Origin of the sequence: Cellulomonas composti, assembly GCF_007990245.1 — a bacterium.
GTDB classification, from domain to species: domain Bacteria; phylum Actinomycetota; class Actinomycetes; order Actinomycetales; family Cellulomonadaceae; genus Cellulomonas; species Cellulomonas composti.
Genome location: NZ_BJWG01000004.1, coordinates 119,977 through 136,441, shown reverse-complemented (window position 1 = coordinate 136,441; position 16,465 = coordinate 119,977). Strand labels below are relative to the sequence as shown.

19 protein-coding genes and 1 riboswitch are annotated in these 16,465 nt (G+C 73.6%); of the genes, 8 read left to right on the top strand and 11 right to left on the bottom strand.

Annotated features, from left to right (window positions below; translation table 11 throughout):
- Positions 1 to 81 precede the first annotated feature (81 nt).
- Positions 82 to 654 carry a YflT domain-containing protein gene (locus CCO02nite_RS06180; RefSeq protein WP_246117383.1) on the bottom strand — a complete coding sequence of 191 codons (573 nt, stop codon included), beginning with the start codon at positions 652 to 654 and terminating at the stop codon, positions 82 to 84.
- A gap of 104 nt (positions 655 to 758) precedes the next feature.
- On the opposite strand from CCO02nite_RS06180, the gene CCO02nite_RS06175 reads away from it, so the two are divergent.
- Genes CCO02nite_RS06175 through CCO02nite_RS06165 form a run of 3 tightly spaced genes read left to right on the top strand, consistent with a single transcriptional unit; the run spans position 759 to position 3,796 of the window.
- Positions 759 to 2,036, top strand: coding sequence for a magnesium transporter MgtE N-terminal domain-containing protein (locus CCO02nite_RS06175; RefSeq protein ID WP_146842261.1), 1,278 nt, complete (start codon positions 759 to 761; stop codon positions 2,034 to 2,036).
- On the top strand, positions 2,029 to 2,583 hold the full coding sequence (locus CCO02nite_RS06170; RefSeq protein ID WP_146842260.1) for a DUF1003 domain-containing protein: 555 nt from the start codon (positions 2,029 to 2,031) through the stop codon (positions 2,581 to 2,583). Before CCO02nite_RS06175 ends, CCO02nite_RS06170 begins: the two co-directional genes overlap by 8 nt.
- A gap of 10 nt (positions 2,584 to 2,593) precedes the next feature.
- Complete coding sequence (locus CCO02nite_RS06165) at positions 2,594 to 3,796, top strand: Mrp/NBP35 family ATP-binding protein (RefSeq protein WP_186812594.1); 1,203 nt, start codon at positions 2,594 to 2,596, stop codon at positions 3,794 to 3,796.
- A 39-nt stretch (positions 3,797 to 3,835) separates the two neighbouring features.
- Here CCO02nite_RS06165 and CCO02nite_RS06160 read toward each other — a convergent pair whose 3' ends face one another.
- Positions 3,836 to 4,378, bottom strand: coding sequence for an ArsR/SmtB family transcription factor (locus CCO02nite_RS06160; protein WP_246117382.1), 543 nt, complete (start codon positions 4,376 to 4,378; stop codon positions 3,836 to 3,838).
- Between the two features lie 56 nt (positions 4,379 to 4,434).
- On the opposite strand from CCO02nite_RS06160, the gene CCO02nite_RS06155 reads away from it, so the two are divergent.
- A complete protein-coding gene (locus tag CCO02nite_RS06155) occupies positions 4,435 to 5,949 on the top strand; it encodes an MFS transporter (protein ID WP_246117381.1) in 1,515 nt (504 codons plus the stop codon).
- Between the two features lie 103 nt (positions 5,950 to 6,052).
- Here the strand turns inward: CCO02nite_RS06155 and CCO02nite_RS06150 are convergent, their stop codons facing one another.
- The 7 genes from CCO02nite_RS06150 to CCO02nite_RS06120 form a co-directional block, all read right to left on the bottom strand.
- Positions 6,053 to 7,825, bottom strand: a complete 1,773-nt coding sequence (locus CCO02nite_RS06150) for an HNH endonuclease (RefSeq protein WP_222593151.1) — start codon at positions 7,823 to 7,825, stop codon at positions 6,053 to 6,055.
- Positions 7,826 to 7,905: 80 nt separating this feature from the next.
- A complete protein-coding gene (locus tag CCO02nite_RS06145; protein WP_146842257.1) occupies positions 7,906 to 8,718 on the bottom strand; it encodes an exodeoxyribonuclease III in 813 nt (270 codons plus the stop codon).
- Positions 8,719 to 8,806: 88 nt separating this feature from the next.
- Positions 8,807 to 9,337 carry a hypothetical protein gene (locus CCO02nite_RS06140; protein WP_146842256.1) on the bottom strand — a complete coding sequence of 177 codons (531 nt, stop codon included), beginning with the start codon at positions 9,335 to 9,337 and terminating at the stop codon, positions 8,807 to 8,809.
- Between the two features lie 20 nt (positions 9,338 to 9,357).
- Positions 9,358 to 9,684, bottom strand: coding sequence for a hypothetical protein (locus CCO02nite_RS06135; RefSeq protein WP_146842255.1), 327 nt, complete (start codon positions 9,682 to 9,684; stop codon positions 9,358 to 9,360).
- Positions 9,685 to 9,782: 98 nt separating this feature from the next.
- Positions 9,783 to 10,664 (bottom strand): bifunctional methylenetetrahydrofolate dehydrogenase/methenyltetrahydrofolate cyclohydrolase, encoded by an 882-nt coding sequence (locus tag CCO02nite_RS06130; RefSeq protein ID WP_146842254.1) that lies wholly within the window; start codon positions 10,662 to 10,664, stop codon positions 9,783 to 9,785.
- Between the two features lie 10 nt (positions 10,665 to 10,674).
- The gene (gene glyA, locus CCO02nite_RS06125) at positions 10,675 to 11,961 is read right to left on the bottom strand and encodes a serine hydroxymethyltransferase (protein ID WP_146842253.1); all 1,287 of its coding nucleotides are present in this window, start codon (positions 11,959 to 11,961) and stop codon (positions 10,675 to 10,677) included.
- A 71-nt stretch (positions 11,962 to 12,032) separates the two neighbouring features.
- Positions 12,033 to 12,121, bottom strand: a riboswitch (ZMP/ZTP riboswitch).
- Between the two features lie 67 nt (positions 12,122 to 12,188).
- Positions 12,189 to 12,734 carry a MarR family winged helix-turn-helix transcriptional regulator gene (locus tag CCO02nite_RS06120; protein ID WP_146842252.1) on the bottom strand — a complete coding sequence of 182 codons (546 nt, stop codon included), beginning with the start codon at positions 12,732 to 12,734 and terminating at the stop codon, positions 12,189 to 12,191.
- Between the two features lie 39 nt (positions 12,735 to 12,773).
- On the opposite strand from CCO02nite_RS06120, the gene CCO02nite_RS06115 reads away from it, so the two are divergent.
- The 4 genes from CCO02nite_RS06115 to CCO02nite_RS06100 all read left to right on the top strand — a co-directional run bounded on the left by CCO02nite_RS06115 (position 12,774) and on the right by CCO02nite_RS06100 (position 15,104).
- On the top strand, positions 12,774 to 13,694 hold the full coding sequence (locus CCO02nite_RS06115) for a DMT family transporter (RefSeq protein ID WP_146842251.1): 921 nt from the start codon (positions 12,774 to 12,776) through the stop codon (positions 13,692 to 13,694).
- A gap of 80 nt (positions 13,695 to 13,774) precedes the next feature.
- Positions 13,775 to 14,116: an ArsR/SmtB family transcription factor gene (locus tag CCO02nite_RS06110; RefSeq protein WP_186812593.1), complete on the top strand. Its 342-nt coding sequence runs from the start codon at positions 13,775 to 13,777 to the stop codon at positions 14,114 to 14,116.
- Positions 14,113 to 14,586: an SRPBCC family protein gene (locus CCO02nite_RS06105; protein ID WP_146842249.1), complete on the top strand. Its 474-nt coding sequence runs from the start codon at positions 14,113 to 14,115 to the stop codon at positions 14,584 to 14,586. The genes CCO02nite_RS06110 and CCO02nite_RS06105 overlap by 4 nt, the downstream gene beginning before the upstream one ends.
- Positions 14,587 to 14,618: 32 nt before the next feature.
- Complete coding sequence (locus CCO02nite_RS06100; RefSeq protein WP_146842248.1) at positions 14,619 to 15,104, top strand: VOC family protein; 486 nt, start codon at positions 14,619 to 14,621, stop codon at positions 15,102 to 15,104.
- Between the two features lie 90 nt (positions 15,105 to 15,194).
- Here the strand turns inward: CCO02nite_RS06100 and CCO02nite_RS06095 are convergent, their stop codons facing one another.
- Positions 15,195 to 15,875, bottom strand: coding sequence for an aminoglycoside 3'-phosphotransferase (locus tag CCO02nite_RS06095; protein ID WP_281284572.1), 681 nt, complete (start codon positions 15,873 to 15,875; stop codon positions 15,195 to 15,197).
- A gap of 79 nt (positions 15,876 to 15,954) precedes the next feature.
- Complete coding sequence (locus CCO02nite_RS06090; RefSeq protein WP_146842246.1) at positions 15,955 to 16,461, bottom strand: GNAT family N-acetyltransferase; 507 nt, start codon at positions 16,459 to 16,461, stop codon at positions 15,955 to 15,957.
- Positions 16,462 to 16,465 lie beyond the last annotated feature (4 nt).

Genomic DNA, 16,465 nt, shown 5'->3' with positions numbered 1-16,465 from the left:
CAGACTGGCCCGTCCGCCTGCGCACCGCTTGCCTCCTCCTGGAACCGTCCCGTGCTCTATCGGCAGCGGACGGCCGCAAGACTAGGCCCCGGGACGATCCTGCGGGTCACCTCGACCTTCGACGACCTCGGTCCCGGTCTCGGCCACCGGTCGGCCCGGCCAGCCCGACTCGACCCCGCCGATCTCCGCGAGGAGCAGGCGCGCCTGGTGCGCCTTCTCCGCGTGGCACAGCACCGCGTACGACGAGGCGACGATCTGGCTCGTCGAGGTGAAGTCGCGCCGTCCTCTGCTCAGCGAGTAGGTCAGGACCGAGAACATCAGGCCGAACGCGCCGCCGATGAGGATCGACGGCAGGAACGGGCTCGTGCCGCCCGGCGACGAGAAGAGCGTGAGCAGGAGCCCGACGAACAAGCCCAGCCACGCGCCGGTCATGAACCCCCCGATGGCGGCCTGCGGGTACGAGAGCCGGCCCGTGACGCGCTCGACCATCCGCAGGTCGGTGCCGACGATCGTCACCATCTGGACCGGGAACGCCTTGTCCGCGAGGTGGTCGACGGCCTTCTGCGCCTGCAGGTACGTGTCGTACCTCGCGACGGTCTCACCCTTCGGCGGCGTGGGTGTGCGCGGGGCGCGGTTCGAGCGGGCGAGGGCCATGCCGCGATCCTCTCCCGCCGGACGCCGGACGCGCCAGGTCCGTCCTGCACGCCGAGCCCGCACGTCGACGCCGCACGGGCGCCTGTGGCGTCTAGGCTGACCGCGTGAGCAGCGTCGGGACTCGGGTGTTCGTCGCGCGCCTGGCCGGCACCACGGTCTTCGACCCGCTCGGTGACCAGGTCGGTCGCGTGCGCGACGTCGTCGTGCTCGTGCGCCCCAAGGGTGCGCCGCGCGCTGTCGGGCTCGTCGTCGAGGTGCCGGGCCGGCGCCGCGTCTTCCTGCCGCTGACCCGCGTGACCGCGATCCAGGCGGGCCAGGTCATCTCGACCGGCCTGGTGAACATGCGTCGCTTCGAGCAGCGGGCGTTCGAGACCCTCGCGGTCGGCGAGCTGCTCGACCGGACGGTCGACCTCGTCGACGGCAGCGGGTCCGTGACCGTCGAGGACGTCTCGATCGAGCAGCAGCGCAACGGCGACTGGATGGTGAACAAGCTCGCGGTCCGGCGGCAGGCGCCGAGCCACCGCGGTCTGCTGCGGCGGCGCGGCGAGACGCAGATCGTCGCGATCGAGGAGGTCACGGGCCTCGCGCAGACCGGTCGCGCGCAGGGCGCCGAGCTGCTGCTCGCGCAGTACGAGGACCTCAAGCCGGCCGACCTCGCCGACGTGCTGCACGATCTGGGCACCACGCGCCGCCTCGAGGTCGCGGTCGCGCTCGACAACGACCGCCTCGCCGACGTGCTCGAGGAGCTGCCCGAGGACGACCAGGTCGCGATCCTGCAGGGCCTCGAGCTCACGCGCGCCGCGGACGTGCTCGAGGCGATGGAGCCCGACGACGCCGCCGACCTGCTCGGCGAGCTGCCCGACGAGCAGGCCGCGCAGCTGCTGGGGCTGATGGAGCCCGACGAGGCGAAGGACGTCCGGCGACTGCTCGCGTACGAGGACAACACCGCGGGTGGTCTGATGACCACCGAGCCCGTGATCCTCGGTCCGGAGACCTCGATCGCCGCCGCGCTCGCGCACGTGCGACGGCAGGACCTCACGCCGGCGCTCGCGTCGATGGTGTTCGTCACCCGGCCGCCCCTGGAGACGCCGACCGGTCGGTTCATCGGCGTCGTCCACCTGCAGCGGATGCTGCGCGAACCGCCGCACGACTCGATCGGGTCGATCGTCGACAGCGACATCGAGCCGATCCCCGCGGACGCGCCGCTGATGTCCGTGACCCGCCGGCTCGCGACCTACAACCTGCTCGCGCTGCCCGTCGTCGACGCCGACAAGCGTCTGCTCGGCGCGGTCTCCGTCGACGACGTCCTCGACCACCTCCTGCCCGAGGACTGGCGCGAGACCGACGACGTGCCCGCCGAGACGAGGGTCGGCCGTGGCTGAGCGTCTCGACCTGCCGCTGACCGGCCGGCGCCGGCGGCCGCGCGCGCGGATCGACACCGAGCGCCAGGGCGAGTGGTCCGAGGCGATCGCGCGGTTCCTCGGCACGCCGCGGTTCATCATCTGGCTGACGATCTTCTGCATCGTCTGGATCGCGTGGAACGCGAACTGGGGACCCGACCGGGTGCGGTTCGACGACGCCTCCAACGGTTTCACCGCGCTCACGCTCATGCTCTCGCTGCAGGCGTCCTACGCCGCGCCGCTGATCCTGCTCGCGCAGAACCGCCAGGCCGACCGCGACCGGGTCCAGGCCGAGCAGGACCGGCAGCGCTCCGAGCGGAACCTGGCCGACACCGAGTTCCTCGCGCGGGAGATGGCGGCGCTGCGTATCGCGCTGTCCGAGGTCGCGACCCGCGACTTCGTGCGCTCCGAGCTGCGCAACCTGATCGAGGACCTGGCCGAGCAGGGCGACCGACCTGCGGACTGGCACGCCGACGGTGAACCGGAATCGCCCAGAGGTCCCGACGGACGGCCCCGCGCCGACGCCTAGCATGGTCGTCATGCCCGACGAGCAGGACGCACCCACCCCCACGCCGCACCCCGCCCCCGACGACGCGTCCACACCGGACGCGCTCGCCGCCGCCGTCCGGGCCGCGCTGGCGACCGTCCTCGACCCGGAGATCCGCCGCCCGATCACCGAGCTGGGCATGGTGCGGTCCGTCGACGTCGCCGACACCCCCGCGGGTGCTCGTGCCACCGTCGGGCTCGACCTGACGACGCCCGGCTGCCCCCTCAAGGAGACGCTGACCCGCGACGTCACGGCCGCCGCGCTCACGGTCCCGGGCGTCGCTGCCGCCGACGTCGTGATGGGTGTCATGTCCGCCGAGCAGCGCGCCGACCTGCGCCGGCTGCTGCGCGGGACCGACGCCGAGCCGCAGATCCCGTTCGCGCAGGCGACCTCCCTGACCAAGGTGTTCGCGATCGCCTCCGGCAAGGGCGGGGTCGGCAAGTCGTCGGTCACCGCGAACCTGGCCGTCGCCCTCGCCGAGGACGGCCTGCGGGTCGGGGTCGTGGACGCCGACATCTACGGGTTCTCGATCCCGCGCATGCTCGGTGTCACGCGTCCGCCGACCAAGGTCGACGACATGCTGCTGCCGCCGATCGCGCACGGGGTCAAGGTCGTCTCGATCGGCATGTTCGTCCCCGCCGGGCAGCCGGTCGTGTGGCGTGGGCCGATGCTGCACCGCGCGCTGCAGCAGTTCCTCGCCGACGTGTTCTGGGGCGACCTCGACGTGCTCCTGCTCGACCTGCCGCCCGGCACCGGGGACATCGCGATCTCGGTGGCCCAGCTCCTGCCCGGCTCGCAGATCGTCGTCGTGACCACCCCCCAGGACGCCGCCGCCGAGGTCGCCGAGCGTGCCGGATCCGTCGCGGTGCAGACGCGCCAGCAGGTCGTGGGCGTCGTCGAGAACATGTCCTGGCTCGACCAGCCCGACGGGTCGCGTCTCGAGATCTTCGGCTCGGGTGGCGGACGTCGGGTCGCCGATCGCCTGTCCCAGCTCACGGGCGGCGACGTCCCGCTGCTCGGCCAGATCCCCCTCGACACCCGCCTGCGCGAGGCCGGCGACGCCGGCACGCCGGTCGTCCTGTCGGACCCGGACTCGCCCGCGGCCGAGGCCCTGCGCGACATCGCGCGGGGTCTGGGCACCCGCCGTCGCGGCCTGGCGGGCATGTCGCTCGGACTTCGCCCCGCCGGTCGCTGACCGACCCGGCGTCGCTCCGCGGCGCGTCTGCGCGTCCTGTCACGCCTCCGGGCGCATGCGCTGCAGGTCGTCGTGCAGCGAGAAGAAGAGCGAGCGGGGCACGCCGGTCGGATCGGACGGGCGGTCCGCGAACTCCTGGAAGATCTCCTGCAGCCGGTCGACGAGCTCGCGGTAGCCGGCGTCGTCGAGCCGAAGCCCGAGGCGGACCATCGGGGAGTCGTCGAGGTCGTCCAGGAGCCCGATCTCCTCCAGGAACGCGTCGACGAGGACACGCGCCTGGCCCGGGCGCGCCGGGGAGCTCCACGACTTGCGCGTCGCGCGGTAGGGCACCTCACGGGATCCGCGGGCGCCGCGGCGGACCGGCTCCGCCACCAGGAACCCGCGATCGACGAGCGTGCGGACATGGTGCAGCACCGTGGCGGGGTTGCGGCCGAGCCGGAGCGCGATCTCCCGGTTGGTGAGCGCCTCGTCGAGGCACAGCCGCAGGATGCGGATGCGCAGGGTCGACGCGAGCGCGCGCGCGTCGGCGTCGGGGTCCTCGGGGACCTGCGGCGCCGCCGGCGTGTTCTCGCGCGCTGTCACGCCCCCCATCCTGCCACTGATTGACTTTTCCCAATCAGTCGCCCATCCTGGGACGCGTGACCCCACCGTCCCCGCCCGAAGCCGAGTCGGCGACGGCGCCGGACCCGGCCCGGGCCCGGGACGACCGGTCGCCGAGCGACGACCCGAACAGCCACGGGCTGACCGACCAAGAGCTGCCCGACCATGAGTCGGTCGACCACCGGTCGCTCGTCCACCACCGGGACTTCCGGTGGCTGTGGGGCGGCGACGCGCTCGGCCAGCTCGGCGCACAGCTCACGATGCTGGCGCTGCCGATCTACGCCGTGCAGCACCTGCACGCCTCCGAGTGGCAGATGGGCACGCTGACCGCCGCCGAGACCGCGGCGTTCCTGGTGATCGGCCTGCCTGCCGGCGCGTGGGTGGACCGGATGCGCAAGCGACGCGTGCTGATCGTCGCCGACCTGGTTCGCGCACTGGTGCTCGGCTTCGTCGTCGTCGCGGCGTTCGCCGGGTTCGCCTCGGTGCCGCTCCTCGTCGTCGCCGCGGCCGCGATCAGCACGGCCTCGGTGTTCTTCGACGTCGCCCACCAGAGCTACGTGCCCGGCCTCGTCGGGCTCGAGCACGTCGTCGAGGGCAACTCCAAGCTCCAGGCCACCCAGTCCGTGGCCCAGGTCGCCGCGCCCGCGATCGGCGGCGCGCTGCTGCGGGTGATCGCCGCGCCCGCGCTGATCGCCGTGAACGTCGTCACGTACCTGATCTCGGCGTTCGCCGTCGGGCGGATCGCGCATCGCGAGGAGCCCCCGGCACCGGAGACCCGCCGCCCGATGCGCACCGAGATCGCCGAGGGCCTGCGCTTCGTCGTGCACCAGCCGATCCTGCGACGGATCGTCGCCACGACGTCGCTGTCCAACCTCGGCTCCTCCATCTCGGGTGCCGTGCTCGTGATCTACGCGCTGCGCACCCTGGGACTCGATGCCGCAGCCTTCGGCACGCTGGTCTCCGCCTCCGCCGTCGGCGGGCTCGTCGGCGCGTTCACCGCCGCCCGGCTGAGCCGTCTCGTCGGCGAGGCGCGCATCATCCCGGTGTCCGCGATCGGGTTCGCAGTCGGCGGGGTCTTCTTCCCGCTCGCCGCGGTCGTCACCGTGCCGGCGCAGGTCGTCCTGGTCGTCGGCGGCGTGATCCTCTACTTCTTCGTCATCGTCTACAACGTCGCGCAGGTCAGCTTCCGGCAGCGACTGTGCCCGCCCGCCCTGCTCGGCCGCATGAACGCCTCCGTGCGGTTCATCGTCTGGGGCTCCATGCCGATCGGCGCACTGCTCGGCGGCTGGCTCGGCACGCACCTCGGCGTCACGGCGACGATGTGGGTCAGTGTCGGTGTCGGCGCCCTCGCGACCCTTCCCGTCCTCATCTCCCCGCTCCTGCGGATGGAACGCCTTCCCTCCCCGCCCGCTCCCCAGCCGAGCGAGACCGGTCCGTCGGACAAGCTGAGTCGGTCGAGGGAGCCCGCTCCCTCGGACAAGCCGAGTGGGTCGAGGGAGCCTGGTCCGTCAGACGAGCCGAGTGGGTCGAGGGAGCCCGGTCCGACGGACTGACCGAATGGGTCGAGTCAGCCGGCCCGTCGGATCAACCGCGTGGGTCGAGTGAGCCCGGTCCGGTGGGTCAGCCCGGTTCCGCGGGTCAGCGCGGTCCAGCGGGTCAGCGCGGTCCGGCGGCGCTCGCGAGCAGCTCGACCAGCAACCCGTCCACCACCGACTCCCAGTCGACGTCGACCGCCGCGAGCGCGGCCGAGTCGGAACCCACCCGGGCCTCGGACAGCGCGCCCGGCTCCGTCGCAGGCGGAGTCGCCGTCGCAGGCTGCGTGGCCGCTGCAGGCTGGGTCACCGGCGCAGGCTGGGTCACCGGCGCAGGCTGGGTCGCCGGCGCAGGCTGGGTCGCCGGCGCAGGCTGGGTCATCGGCGCAGGCTGGGTCGCCGGCGCCGGGAGTGGCGGCGCGGACGAGCGGTAGCGGTGGCCGGTGGGGGTCTGCGTCTCGACGGCGTGCCGGCGCGACGGCCCTCGACAGGCGTCCTCGGCCGCCGGAGCCGCGACCGGCGCGATCACGCTCTGCTGCCAGCCGGGCAGCTGCTTCGTGTGGTTGCACGCCTCGCACAACCCCTGGGAGTTCGCCAGGTCGGTCGGCCCGCCGTCCGCGGCCGCTCGGACGTGGTCGGCGTGCCGGATCGGGGCGTCGCAGTACGGAGTCCGGCAGAGCCCCTGGTCTCGGACGCGCAGTGCGGCGGACAGCCCGGGTGGGTGGAACCGCGAGGCCGACGACATCGCGACGAGGTCACCGCACTCGTCCGCGTAGATGCGGCGCAGCCACGCGGCCCCGGCGTCGATCCCGCGTGCCACGAGCTCGCGGGCGATCTGCGCCGGCACCGATCCGTGCGCGTCGAGGTGCGCGGGCTCCGAGCCGGCGCCCAGCAACGTGCGGTCGGAGACGACCAAGCTCACGGTGACCGGCACGTCCTCGGCGGACACCTGACCGGTGACCCGCTCGACGAGCGTGTCCGCCATGACCTGCCCGCGCCCGCGCGGGTCGCCGGTGGCGCGGGCACTGTCCGCGGCACGCATGAGCGCCGCCAGGCACGCGACTCCCTGCTGGACCGGGAGGAGGGCCGTCAGGTACGTCATCGAGTCGGGCGCGGGACGCAGCGACACCGCGCGCTCGCCGACCGCCCGCCTGCGTCGCTCGACCACCGAGGCCGGATCGAGCTCGGCCGCGAGCGCGCGGGCGCGTCCGAGAAACTGGCGTGTACCGAGCCCGCTCAACGCCGCGTGGTCCGCGCAGACGCGTCGGTCGATCGCGCGCCTGACCTCCACCGCCACGCACGCCGTCTCGCGCACCAGCTGCATCGCGCGCCACTCGGACAGCACCCCCGCCGCGAGGGCGGCGAAGGTGTGCGGCATCTCGTCGACCCACGCCCGGGCCGCCCCCATCAGGGCGCTCCCCCGGTGCGGCGACTCCCGCCGGGCGAGCGCGACCTGTGCCGCCGCGCCCGCGCCCCGCCGCTCGGCCCGCACGCCGGCTTCCGCGTCCGCGCGCACCCGTTCGTCACGCACCTCGACCGCGAGCCGCGCCTGCGCCGCGCTCGCCGCGGACTTCAGCGCCTCGAGCGCCGCGATGAGGTCGATCGCCTCGCCCGGCCCGGCAGCGCGCGACACCTCGCCCGGCCCGGCAGCGCGCGAGACCTCGCCCCGTCCGGCGGTCTGCGACGCCTCGCCCGACCGAGCGGCATGCGACGCCTCGCCGTGCCCGGCGGTCCGCGACACCTCGCCCAGCGCGGCGGCGTGGGACGCCTCCCCCGGCACCGATGCGTCCGGGAACGCGCCCGCGAAGAGACCGAGGCCGCGCGCGAGGTCGCTCGTCGCGGTCAGCAGACGCGCGGGCTCGGAAGACCCCGAACCCGCCGTCGCTGTTCTCCGCATTCGTCCATAATAGAACAGGTGTTCGAATCCGACAACGCCCACGGGCCGCTTTCGCGCACGGCGAACGCCGCCGAGAGCGCCTACAGGTCGTACTCGACGACCAGGGGCGCGTGGTCGGAGAAGCGGGCGGCGTAGGTCTCGGCGCGGTCGACGGTGGCGGAGATCGCGGCGTCCGCGAGGTCCGGAGTGGCGAGTTGGTAGTCGATCCGCCAACCCGCGTCGTTGTCGAACGCCTTGCCCCGCCACGACCACCACGTGAACGGACCGGGACCCTCCCCGCCCAGCTCCCGGCCCAGGTCACGCCAGCCGAGGTCGTCGAACCAGCGGTCCAGGTACGCGCGCTCGGCCGGCAGGAACCCCGCCGACTTGAGGTTGCCCTTCCAGTTGCGGATGTCGACCTCGCGGTGCGCGATGTTGACGTCCCCCGCGACCACCGCGTACCCGCCCGCCTGCGCGAGATCCGCGAGCCGGGCGGTGACCTGGTCGAGGAACGCGTACTTCTCGTCCATCGACGGCGTCCCGAGCGTGCCGGAGTGGATGTACGCCGAGACGACCGTGACGGTGCGGGCCGGCGCCCCGTCGCGCGCGGGCAGCTCGAGATCGGCCTCGACCCACCGCCCGACGTCGCCCGTCACGCCCGTCTGCAGGCCGATCCGGACCGCTGACATCGGCAGCCGGGACGCGATCGCCACGCCCGAGCGCCCCTTGGTCTCGCTCGCCTCGTGCGCCAGGTGCCACTCGCCAGGGTCCAGGTGGTCGGCGAGGATCTCGTCCGTCGCGCGGACCTCCTGCAGCAGCAGCACGTCGGGCCTGCGCTCCTCGAGCCACTCCCCCATGCCGCGCCGGTACGCCGCCCGGATGCCGTTGACGTTGACGCTCGCGATCGTGAGCAAGTGGCCCTCTCCGTTCCCTCGACCCGGGCGCCGTCGCCACCCGGAGGGCTCGATCCTGCCTCATGCCACCGACACGCCGCGCCGGGGCTCAGGACCCGCCGGGCCCCACGGGCGCGACGCCCTGCCCAGCGTCCTGCCCAGCGTCCTGCCCCAGGTCCAGCCCAGCGTCGTGCTCGTCGTCCGGCTCGTCGTCCGGCCCGTCGTCCGGCCCGTCGCCCTGCTCGTCGCCCTGCTCGTCGTCGTGCTCGTCGCCCTGCTCGTCGTCGTGCTCGTCGTCCGGCTCCTGGTAGCGCGCGGGGAGCGCGTCGCGCGCGGCGGCCGCGGCCGTCTCGTCCTGCGCGAGCCGACGAGCGGCGGCGAACGCCGCGAGGTCGACGTTCGTCGCGAGCTGCCACAGCCCGACGCACAGCAGCACGAGCCCGCCGATCAGCACGCACGAGCCGATCAGCACCCACACCGTGTTCGTGCGCGAGCCACCCCCGCCGTCGATCTCGGCGCGGATCGACGCGTAGAGCGCCAGGAGGAGCACGACGAGCCCGACGACGACCAGCGCGACGCCCCGGACCAGGAGGGACGCGGACCTCGCCCACCCGTGCGACGACATCTCGTCACGCCTCATGAGCCCACCCGCGTCGGGGGTCACGGTGCACCGGCCGCGGGCGGCTGGGCCCGACGCCGCGCCTCGGCGTCGGCGACGGCGTCCTGCTGGCGCTGCGTATAGAGGGCGCGCGCCGCGACGTCGGCCGCGAGGTCGACGTTCGTCGCGAGCTGCCACACGCCGTACAGCACGACGACGAACCCGACCGCGGCGACGACGATGCCGGCCACCCCCCACGCGGACAGCCCGGTCTCCTCGGCGGCCACGGCGGACAGCCGCGCGTCGAGCCAGAAGAACGCGCCGACGAGCAGCAGCGCCAGGCCGCCGATGATCTTCCCGGCCGAGCGGCCGGCCTGCGACGGCTTCATCCCGAGCCGCCTCCTCACGCGGTTCGTCGGACCGGCCGTCGACGCCGACGACCGTGCTCGCAGCCTAGAGCCGCGAGCACGGCGCGTCAGCCGGTTCGTCAGCCCGCGAGCCGCTCGGCGGCCTCGACGACGTTCGACAGGAGCATCGCGCGGGTCATCGGCCCGACGCCGCCCGGGTTGGGCGACACCCAGGAGGCGACCTCGCGCACGCCCGGGTCGACGTCCCCGACGACGCGGCTCTTGCCGGTCTCCGGGTCGACGGCGCGCGAGACGCCCACGTCCACGACGACCGCTCCCGGCTTGACCAGCTCGGCCGTGATGATCCCGGCCACACCGGCGGCCGCGACGATGACGTCCGCGTGACGCGTGTGCTCGGCGAGGTCCTCGGTGCCGGTGTGCGTCAGCGTCACCGTCGCGTTGAGCTCCCGACGAGTCAGCAGCAGCCCGATCGAGCGCCCGACGGTCACGCCGCGCCCGACGACGACGACATCGGCCCCGCGCAGGTCGATGCCGTGCCGCAGCAGCAGCTCGACGATCCCGCGCGGCGTGCACGGCAGCGGCGAGTCGACGGGCTCGTTGACGCGCAGGACCAGCCGCCCGAGGTTCGTCGGGTGCAGGCCGTCCGCGTCCTTCTCCGGGTCGACGAGCTCGAGCACACGATTCGTGTCGATGCCCTTCGGCAGGGGGAGCTGGACGATGAAGCCGGTGCACGCGGGGTTCTCGTTGAGCCGTCGGACCGCGGCCTCGATGTCCTCCTGCGTGGCGTCGGCGGGCAGCTCCTCCTGGATGGAGGCGATGCCGACCTCGGCGCAGTCGCGGTGCTTGCCCGCGACGTACCACCTGCTACCCGGGTCGTCGCCGACGAGCAGCGTGCCGAGGCCGGGCGTGACGCCGCGCGCGGCGAGCGTCGCGACGCGGACGGTCAGCTCGGACTTGATCGCGGCCGCGGTGGCCGTGCCGTCGAGAATCTGTGCCGTCATGGCTCGCCTCTCAGTACTGGCGCAGCGTCGGGTACAGCGGGAACGCCTCGGTCAGCTTCGCGACGCGCGCCTTCAGTGCCGCGACGTCCGTGGCCTCGCCGCCGACGAGCGCGGTCGCGATGATCTCGGCGACCTCGATGAACTCCGCATCGCCGAAGCCACGCGTCGCCAGCGCCGGCGTGCCGATGCGCAGGCCGGAGGTGACCATCGGCGGCCGCGGGTCGTTCGGGACGGCGTTGCGGTTCACGGTGATGCCGCACTCGTGCAGGAGGTCCTCGGCCTGCTTGCCGTCGATCGCGGCGTTGCGCAGGTCGACGAGCACGAGGTGCACGTCCGTGCCGCCGGACCGCACGGAGATGCCCGCGGCGGCGACGTCGGGAGCGGTGAGCCGCTCGGCGAGGATCGCGGCGCCCCGCACGGTGCGCTCCTGGCGGTCACGGAACTCGGGGGTCGCGGCGATCTTGAACGCGACGGCCTTGGCGGCGATCACGTGCATGAGCGGGCCGCCCTGCTGGCCCGGGAACACCGCAGAGTTGATCTTCTTCGCGATGTCCGCGTCGTTGGTCAGGATGAAGCCCGAGCGCGGGCCGCCGATCGTCTTGTGCACGGTCGACGAGACGACGTGCGCGTGCGGCACCGGCGAGGGGTGCACGCCGGCCGCGACGAGGCCCGCGAAGTGCGCCATGTCGACCCACAGGTACGCGCCGACCTCGTCGGCGATCTCGCGGAACGCGGCGAAGTCGAGCGTGCGGGGGTAGGCGGACCAGCCGGCGATGATCACCTTGGGCTGGTGCTCGATCGCGAGGCGGCGGACCTCGGCCATGTCGACGACCGACGTCTCGGGGTCCACGCCGTAGGCGACGACGTTGTAGAGGCGGCCCGAGAAGTTGATCTTCATGCCGTGCGTGAGGTGGCCGCCCTGGTCGAGCGCGAGGCCGAGGATCGTGTCGCCGGGGCGCGCGATGGCGTGCAGGACCGCGGCGTTGGCCGTGGCACCGGAGTGGGGCTGGACGTTGGCGAACTGCGCGCCGAACAGCGCCTTGGCGCGCTCGATCGCGATGTTCTCGGCGATGTCGACCTGCTCGCAGCCGCCGTAGTAGCGCCGGCCCGGGTAGCCCTCGGCGTACTTGTTGGTGAGGACGGAGCCCTGCGCCTGCAGGACCGCGAGGGGGACGAAGTTCTCGCTCGCGATCATCTCGAGCGTGCCCTGCTGGCGGGCGAGCTCGCCGTCGAGGACGGCGGCGATCTCCGGGTCGAGGTCGGCGATGTTCTGGTCGAGGACGTTCTCGGCGCTCATGGGGACTCCCTGGCAGTCAGCGTGCGTGGGCCGGCACCCAGCGCACTCGGTACGGACCGGTGTGTGAGGTGACCGGGGGCCCAGGCGTTCGACCCGTGGTCTTGCTGCTGCGTCGCTCCCCGGTGGTGACCCACCCGCTGCGCCAGTCGCGACCCGCACAGACTAGCAACCCGACGAGGGTGCGGTGCCACCCGATTCCGCGTGCCCGCCCGCGAGCCGGCGATCCGTCAGGCGTTCGTCGGCGGCTCCTCGAGGCGCGCGAGCCAGCGCCGCAGGATGCCCTCGAGGGCGTCGACGTCGGCGGGTTCGAGCTCGGCGAGCAGGCGGTGCTCGTTCGCGAGGTGGTCGGCGAAGGCCGCGTCGATGACCTGCCGCCCCCGCGCGGTGAGCGCGACGAGACGCCCGCGCGCGTCGTCGTCGGACACCCGACGCCGCACGAGACCCGCACGCTCGAGGCGGTCCAGGCGCTTGGTCATGCCGCCGCTGGTGACGAGCGTCGACGCCGCCAGGTCGCCCGCGGTCCGCTCGAACGGCGCGCCGCCGCGGCGCAGCGTCGCGAGCACGTCGAAGTCCCCCTCGCTCAGCCCGTGCTGCCGGTAGACCTCGACGAGCTCGTCGGTCAGGTGGCCCGCGACGCGGTGCAGCCGGCCGATCACGCCCTGCGGGCGCGGGTCGAGGTCGGGGCGCTCGCGCCGCCAGGCGGCCTGGATCAGGTCGAGCCGGTCCGGTGCGCGGGTCGCTCCGGGGTCGTCGGGCGGGGTCGTCGCGGGCATGCGGGAATAGTATCTTGCTCGGAAGGTATTATGCCTTCCATGGAAGACAAGTCTCTGCGCTGGATGGCGGTCACCGCCGTCGCCCCGATCACCTGGGGCGCGAGCTACTTCGTGACGCGCCACCTGCTGCCCGCCGACGCGCCGCTGTGGGGTTCCGCGCTGCGCGCGCTGCCGGCCGGGCTGCTGCTCCTGCTCGTCGCGCGCAGGCTGCCCCGCGGCTCGTGGTGGTGGCGCGCGGGCGTGCTGGGCATGCTCAACATGGGCGCGTTCTTCGTCCTCGTCTACGTCGCGGCACAGCTGCTCCCGACGAGCGTCGCGGCGACCGTCATGGCGACGTCCCCGCTGGTCATGATGCTGTTCGCCTGGGCGCTGCTCGCCCAGCGACCCGCGGCGCCCGCCGTGGCCGGCGGCGTGCTGGGCCTCGTCGGCGTCGCCGCGATGGTGCTCACGGGTACGGGCGCGCTCGACGCGCGCGGGCTGCTCGCCTCGGTCGCGGCGATGCTCATGTCGAGCGTCGGCTACGTGCTCGCGCAGCGCTGGCGCGACCCGGCGGTCGACGTCGTCTCGTCGACCGCGTGGCAGCTCGTCGCGGGCGGGCTCGTCCTGCTCGTCGCGGCCGTCGCGGTGGAGGGCGGCCCGCCGTCGCTGGACGGGCCCGCCTGGGCAGGACTGGCGTTCCTCTCGCTCGTCGCGACCGCGGTCGCCTACCTCGCGTGGTTCGGCGGGCTGCGCCACCTGCCGGCCGGGACCGTCGGACTCGTCGGGCTCCTCAACCCGGTGACGGGCCTCGCGCTCGGCCTGCTCGTCGGAGGCGAGCGGCTCACGCCGTTGCAGGCCGGCGGCGTGCTCGTCGTGCTCGTCGGCGTCGCGCTCGGCCACCCGGCCCTCGCCGCCCGCCGCCGGCCCGCGGCTCCCGTCCCCGCCCCCGCCGTCGTCGGCGTCGGCGTCTCGGGGTCGTGACCTCCACCCCTCCCCTTGCGTGGCGGCGGAAACCGGCGTACGTTCGTATTCAACCAGTCAGTTGAATACATCGAGGTGTCGTGGAGCCCGACGAGGACGACCGGCTCGACCGGGCCTTCGTGGCCCTGGCCGATCCGGTGCGACGCGCGATCGTCGCGCGCCTGTCCCGTGGCCCCGCGACCGTCAACGAGCTCGCCGCGCCGCACCCCATCTCCGTGCAGGCGGTCTCCCGGCACATCCACGTGCTCGAGGAGGCGGGACTCGTCACCCGCACGCGCGACGCCCAGCGCCGGCCCGTGCACCTGGCTCCCGAGGCGCTCGAACGCCTCACCGCGTGGATCGACCGCTACCGGCTGATCCACGAGCGGCGCTTCCGCTCGCTGGACGCTCTGCTCGACCCCGACGAGAAGGACCGACCATGACCAACCCCGTGCACATCGAGGCGCCCGACGGCGTGCCGTTCATCGACATCACCCGCGAGTTCGACGCCCCGGTGTCCCGCGTCTTCACGGCCCACGCCGACCCCGCACTGGTCGCCAGGTGGATGGGTCCCGACGGCCTGACCACGGACATCACCGACTGGGACTTCGTGTCCGGCGGGCGCTGGGCCTTCGAGCAGACCGAGCCGGGCGGGCAGTCGTACGGCTTCCGCGGCACGTTCCACACCGTGCGGACCGACGAGCTCGCGATCCAGACCTTCGAGTTCCTGGGCTTCCCCGACGTCGTCTCGATCGAGACGCTGCGCTTCGTCGACCTCGGCGACGGACGCACGCGCCTCGAGGCGCACGCCGTGTACCCGTCGATCGAGGCCCGTGACGGCATGGTCGACAGCGGCATGGAGCACGGCGTCACGCAGGGCTACGCCAGGCTCGACGACCTCGTCGCCGGCTGAACCGACCACCACCACACGGCAGGAGCAGAACCATGGGCATCGTCCACCCCCACCTCTGGTACGCCGACAACGCGCTGGAGGCCGCCGAGTTCTACGTCTCGGTGTTCCCGAACTCACGCATCACCAACGTCATCCACGCCCCGGCGGACATGCCCGGCGTGGCGAAGGGCGCGGCCTTCATCGTGCAGTACGAGCTCGACGGTCAGCGCGTGGAGGCGATCTCGGCGGGCCCGTACTTCCAGCTCACCGAGGCGTTCTCGTTCGTCGTCGAGTGCGCGGACCAGGCCGAGGTCGACCACTACTGGGACGCGCTGCTCGCCGGCGGCGGCCAGGAGAGCCAGTGCGGCTGGCTCAAGGACCGCTTCGGCCTGTCCTGGCAGGTGGTCCCCCAGCGCCTCATGGAGCTGACGCTGTCCCCCGACGCCGACCCCGAGGGCGCCGCCCGCGCCACGCAGGTGATGCTCACGCAGCACAAGATCGAGATCGCCCCGATCGAGGCCGCCTACCGCGGCGAGTGAGTCGAGGCGGCGCGGGGAGCGGGTGGGGTTGACGTCGCCACACGGCATGAAGTCCACCCGTTGCGGGCCGCCGGGGCGCTGCGACGTACGTCAGGTCGCGTCCCACAGGGCGCGGTAGTAGGCGGTGCGGACGTCGTCGGGGGCGATGCCGTAGGCGTCCAGGAGCGCGTCCTCGTGGCCGGGGCCGTAGTTCCAGACGGTGCTCCAGGTCGCGATGGCCAGGTCCGCCCAGCGGTCGGCGACGCCGAGCGCGCCCAGGTCGACGTGCGCGGTCCAGCGTCCGTCGTCGCCGACGAGCGTGTTCGGCGCGCACGCGTCGCCGTGGCACACGACGAGGCGGTCGACCGGGGGCGCCTCGACGAGCGACGCGGGCACGACGACGCCGCGAGCCGCGGCGCGGGCGATGCGCGCCGGCACGCCCCAGTCGAACGGGCACCCGGCGACCGGCAGCGCGTCGTGCAGCGCGCGCAGGCCTGCGCCGATCGCGCGCACCGCGGTGTCCGGGTCGGCGGCCCAGCGCGGGTCGACCGCGCTGGTGCCCGGTACGGTCGCGGTGACCAGCCACGCGCCGTTCTCGTCGGACCCTGTGGACACCACGCGCGGGACCGGGGTCCGGCCCTCGGCCCAGCGCAGGCGACGCGCCTCGTCGTCGAAGAAGCCTGCGGGCGCGGCGGGCTGCCACTTGGCGTGCCGGTCGGCCCACCGGAACGTGACGCCACCGAGGCCGTTGCGCCACACCGGCGTCAGGTCGGCCCCGCCCGCGAGCGCCACCAGTGCCGGCGGCGCCTCGACGTCCTCGTCGGGCGGGCCCGCGAGGTCCGACGGCGCGCCGACGCCGAGAGCGCGGCCGCTACTCGTCGTCGGCCTCGGGCGTCTCGACGAGCGACTTGCGCAGGAACGCATACGTGAGGTCGCCCGCCGTCTGGTCGTGCTGGTGCTGGTAGCCGTGCTTGGCGTACATCGCGATGTTCTGCACCGAGTCGCGGCCGGTGAAGACCCAGACCTCCTCGATGCCGTCGGGCAGGTACGGCAGGATCGCCATCAGCAGGCTCGTGCCGAATCCATGACCCTGCAGGTCAGGGGCCACGGCGAAGCGGCCGAGCGTGGCCTTGCGGTCCTCGATCAGCACGCGGATCGACCCGACCAGCCGGTGCCCGTACCAGCCGCCGAGCGTCACGACGTCCTCACGCTGCAGGTCCTCGACGAGCTCGGCGAGCGTCTGCGTGAGCGGCGGGATGTTCGGGTCGCCGTACTGCTGCGCCTCGGTGACGAACGCCGCACGGCGCAGGGTGAGCAGCTCGCCCGCCTCGTCGAGGGAGACCGGGTGGATGTCGAGATCGGCCGTCATGCGGCCCATCGTG

Coding starts and splice junctions, on each gene's coding strand:
- CCO02nite_RS06180 (WP_246117383.1), bottom strand. CDS start 654: ATGGCCCTCGCCCGCTCGAACCGCGCCCCGCGCACACCCACGCCGCCG.
- CCO02nite_RS06120 (WP_146842252.1), bottom strand. CDS start 12,734: ATGCCCGCGACGACCCCGCCCGACGACCCCGGAGCGACCCGCGCACCG.
- glyA (WP_146842253.1), bottom strand. CDS start 11,961: ATGAGCGCCGAGAACGTCCTCGACCAGAACATCGCCGACCTCGACCCG.
- CCO02nite_RS06115 (WP_146842251.1), top strand. CDS start 12,774: ATGGAAGACAAGTCTCTGCGCTGGATGGCGGTCACCGCCGTCGCCCCG.
- CCO02nite_RS06150 (WP_222593151.1), bottom strand. CDS start 7,825: ATGCGGAGAACAGCGACGGCGGGTTCGGGGTCTTCCGAGCCCGCGCGT.
- CCO02nite_RS06140 (WP_146842256.1), bottom strand. CDS start 9,337: ATGAGGCGTGACGAGATGTCGTCGCACGGGTGGGCGAGGTCCGCGTCC.
- CCO02nite_RS06090 (WP_146842246.1), bottom strand. CDS start 16,461: ATGGGCCGCATGACGGCCGATCTCGACATCCACCCGGTCTCCCTCGAC.
- CCO02nite_RS06130 (WP_146842254.1), bottom strand. CDS start 10,664: ATGACGGCACAGATTCTCGACGGCACGGCCACCGCGGCCGCGATCAAG.
- CCO02nite_RS06100 (WP_146842248.1), top strand. CDS start 14,619: ATGGGCATCGTCCACCCCCACCTCTGGTACGCCGACAACGCGCTGGAG.
- CCO02nite_RS06105 (WP_146842249.1), top strand. CDS start 14,113: ATGACCAACCCCGTGCACATCGAGGCGCCCGACGGCGTGCCGTTCATC.
- CCO02nite_RS06165 (WP_186812594.1), top strand. CDS start 2,594: ATGCCCGACGAGCAGGACGCACCCACCCCCACGCCGCACCCCGCCCCC.
- CCO02nite_RS06135 (WP_146842255.1), bottom strand. CDS start 9,684: ATGAAGCCGTCGCAGGCCGGCCGCTCGGCCGGGAAGATCATCGGCGGC.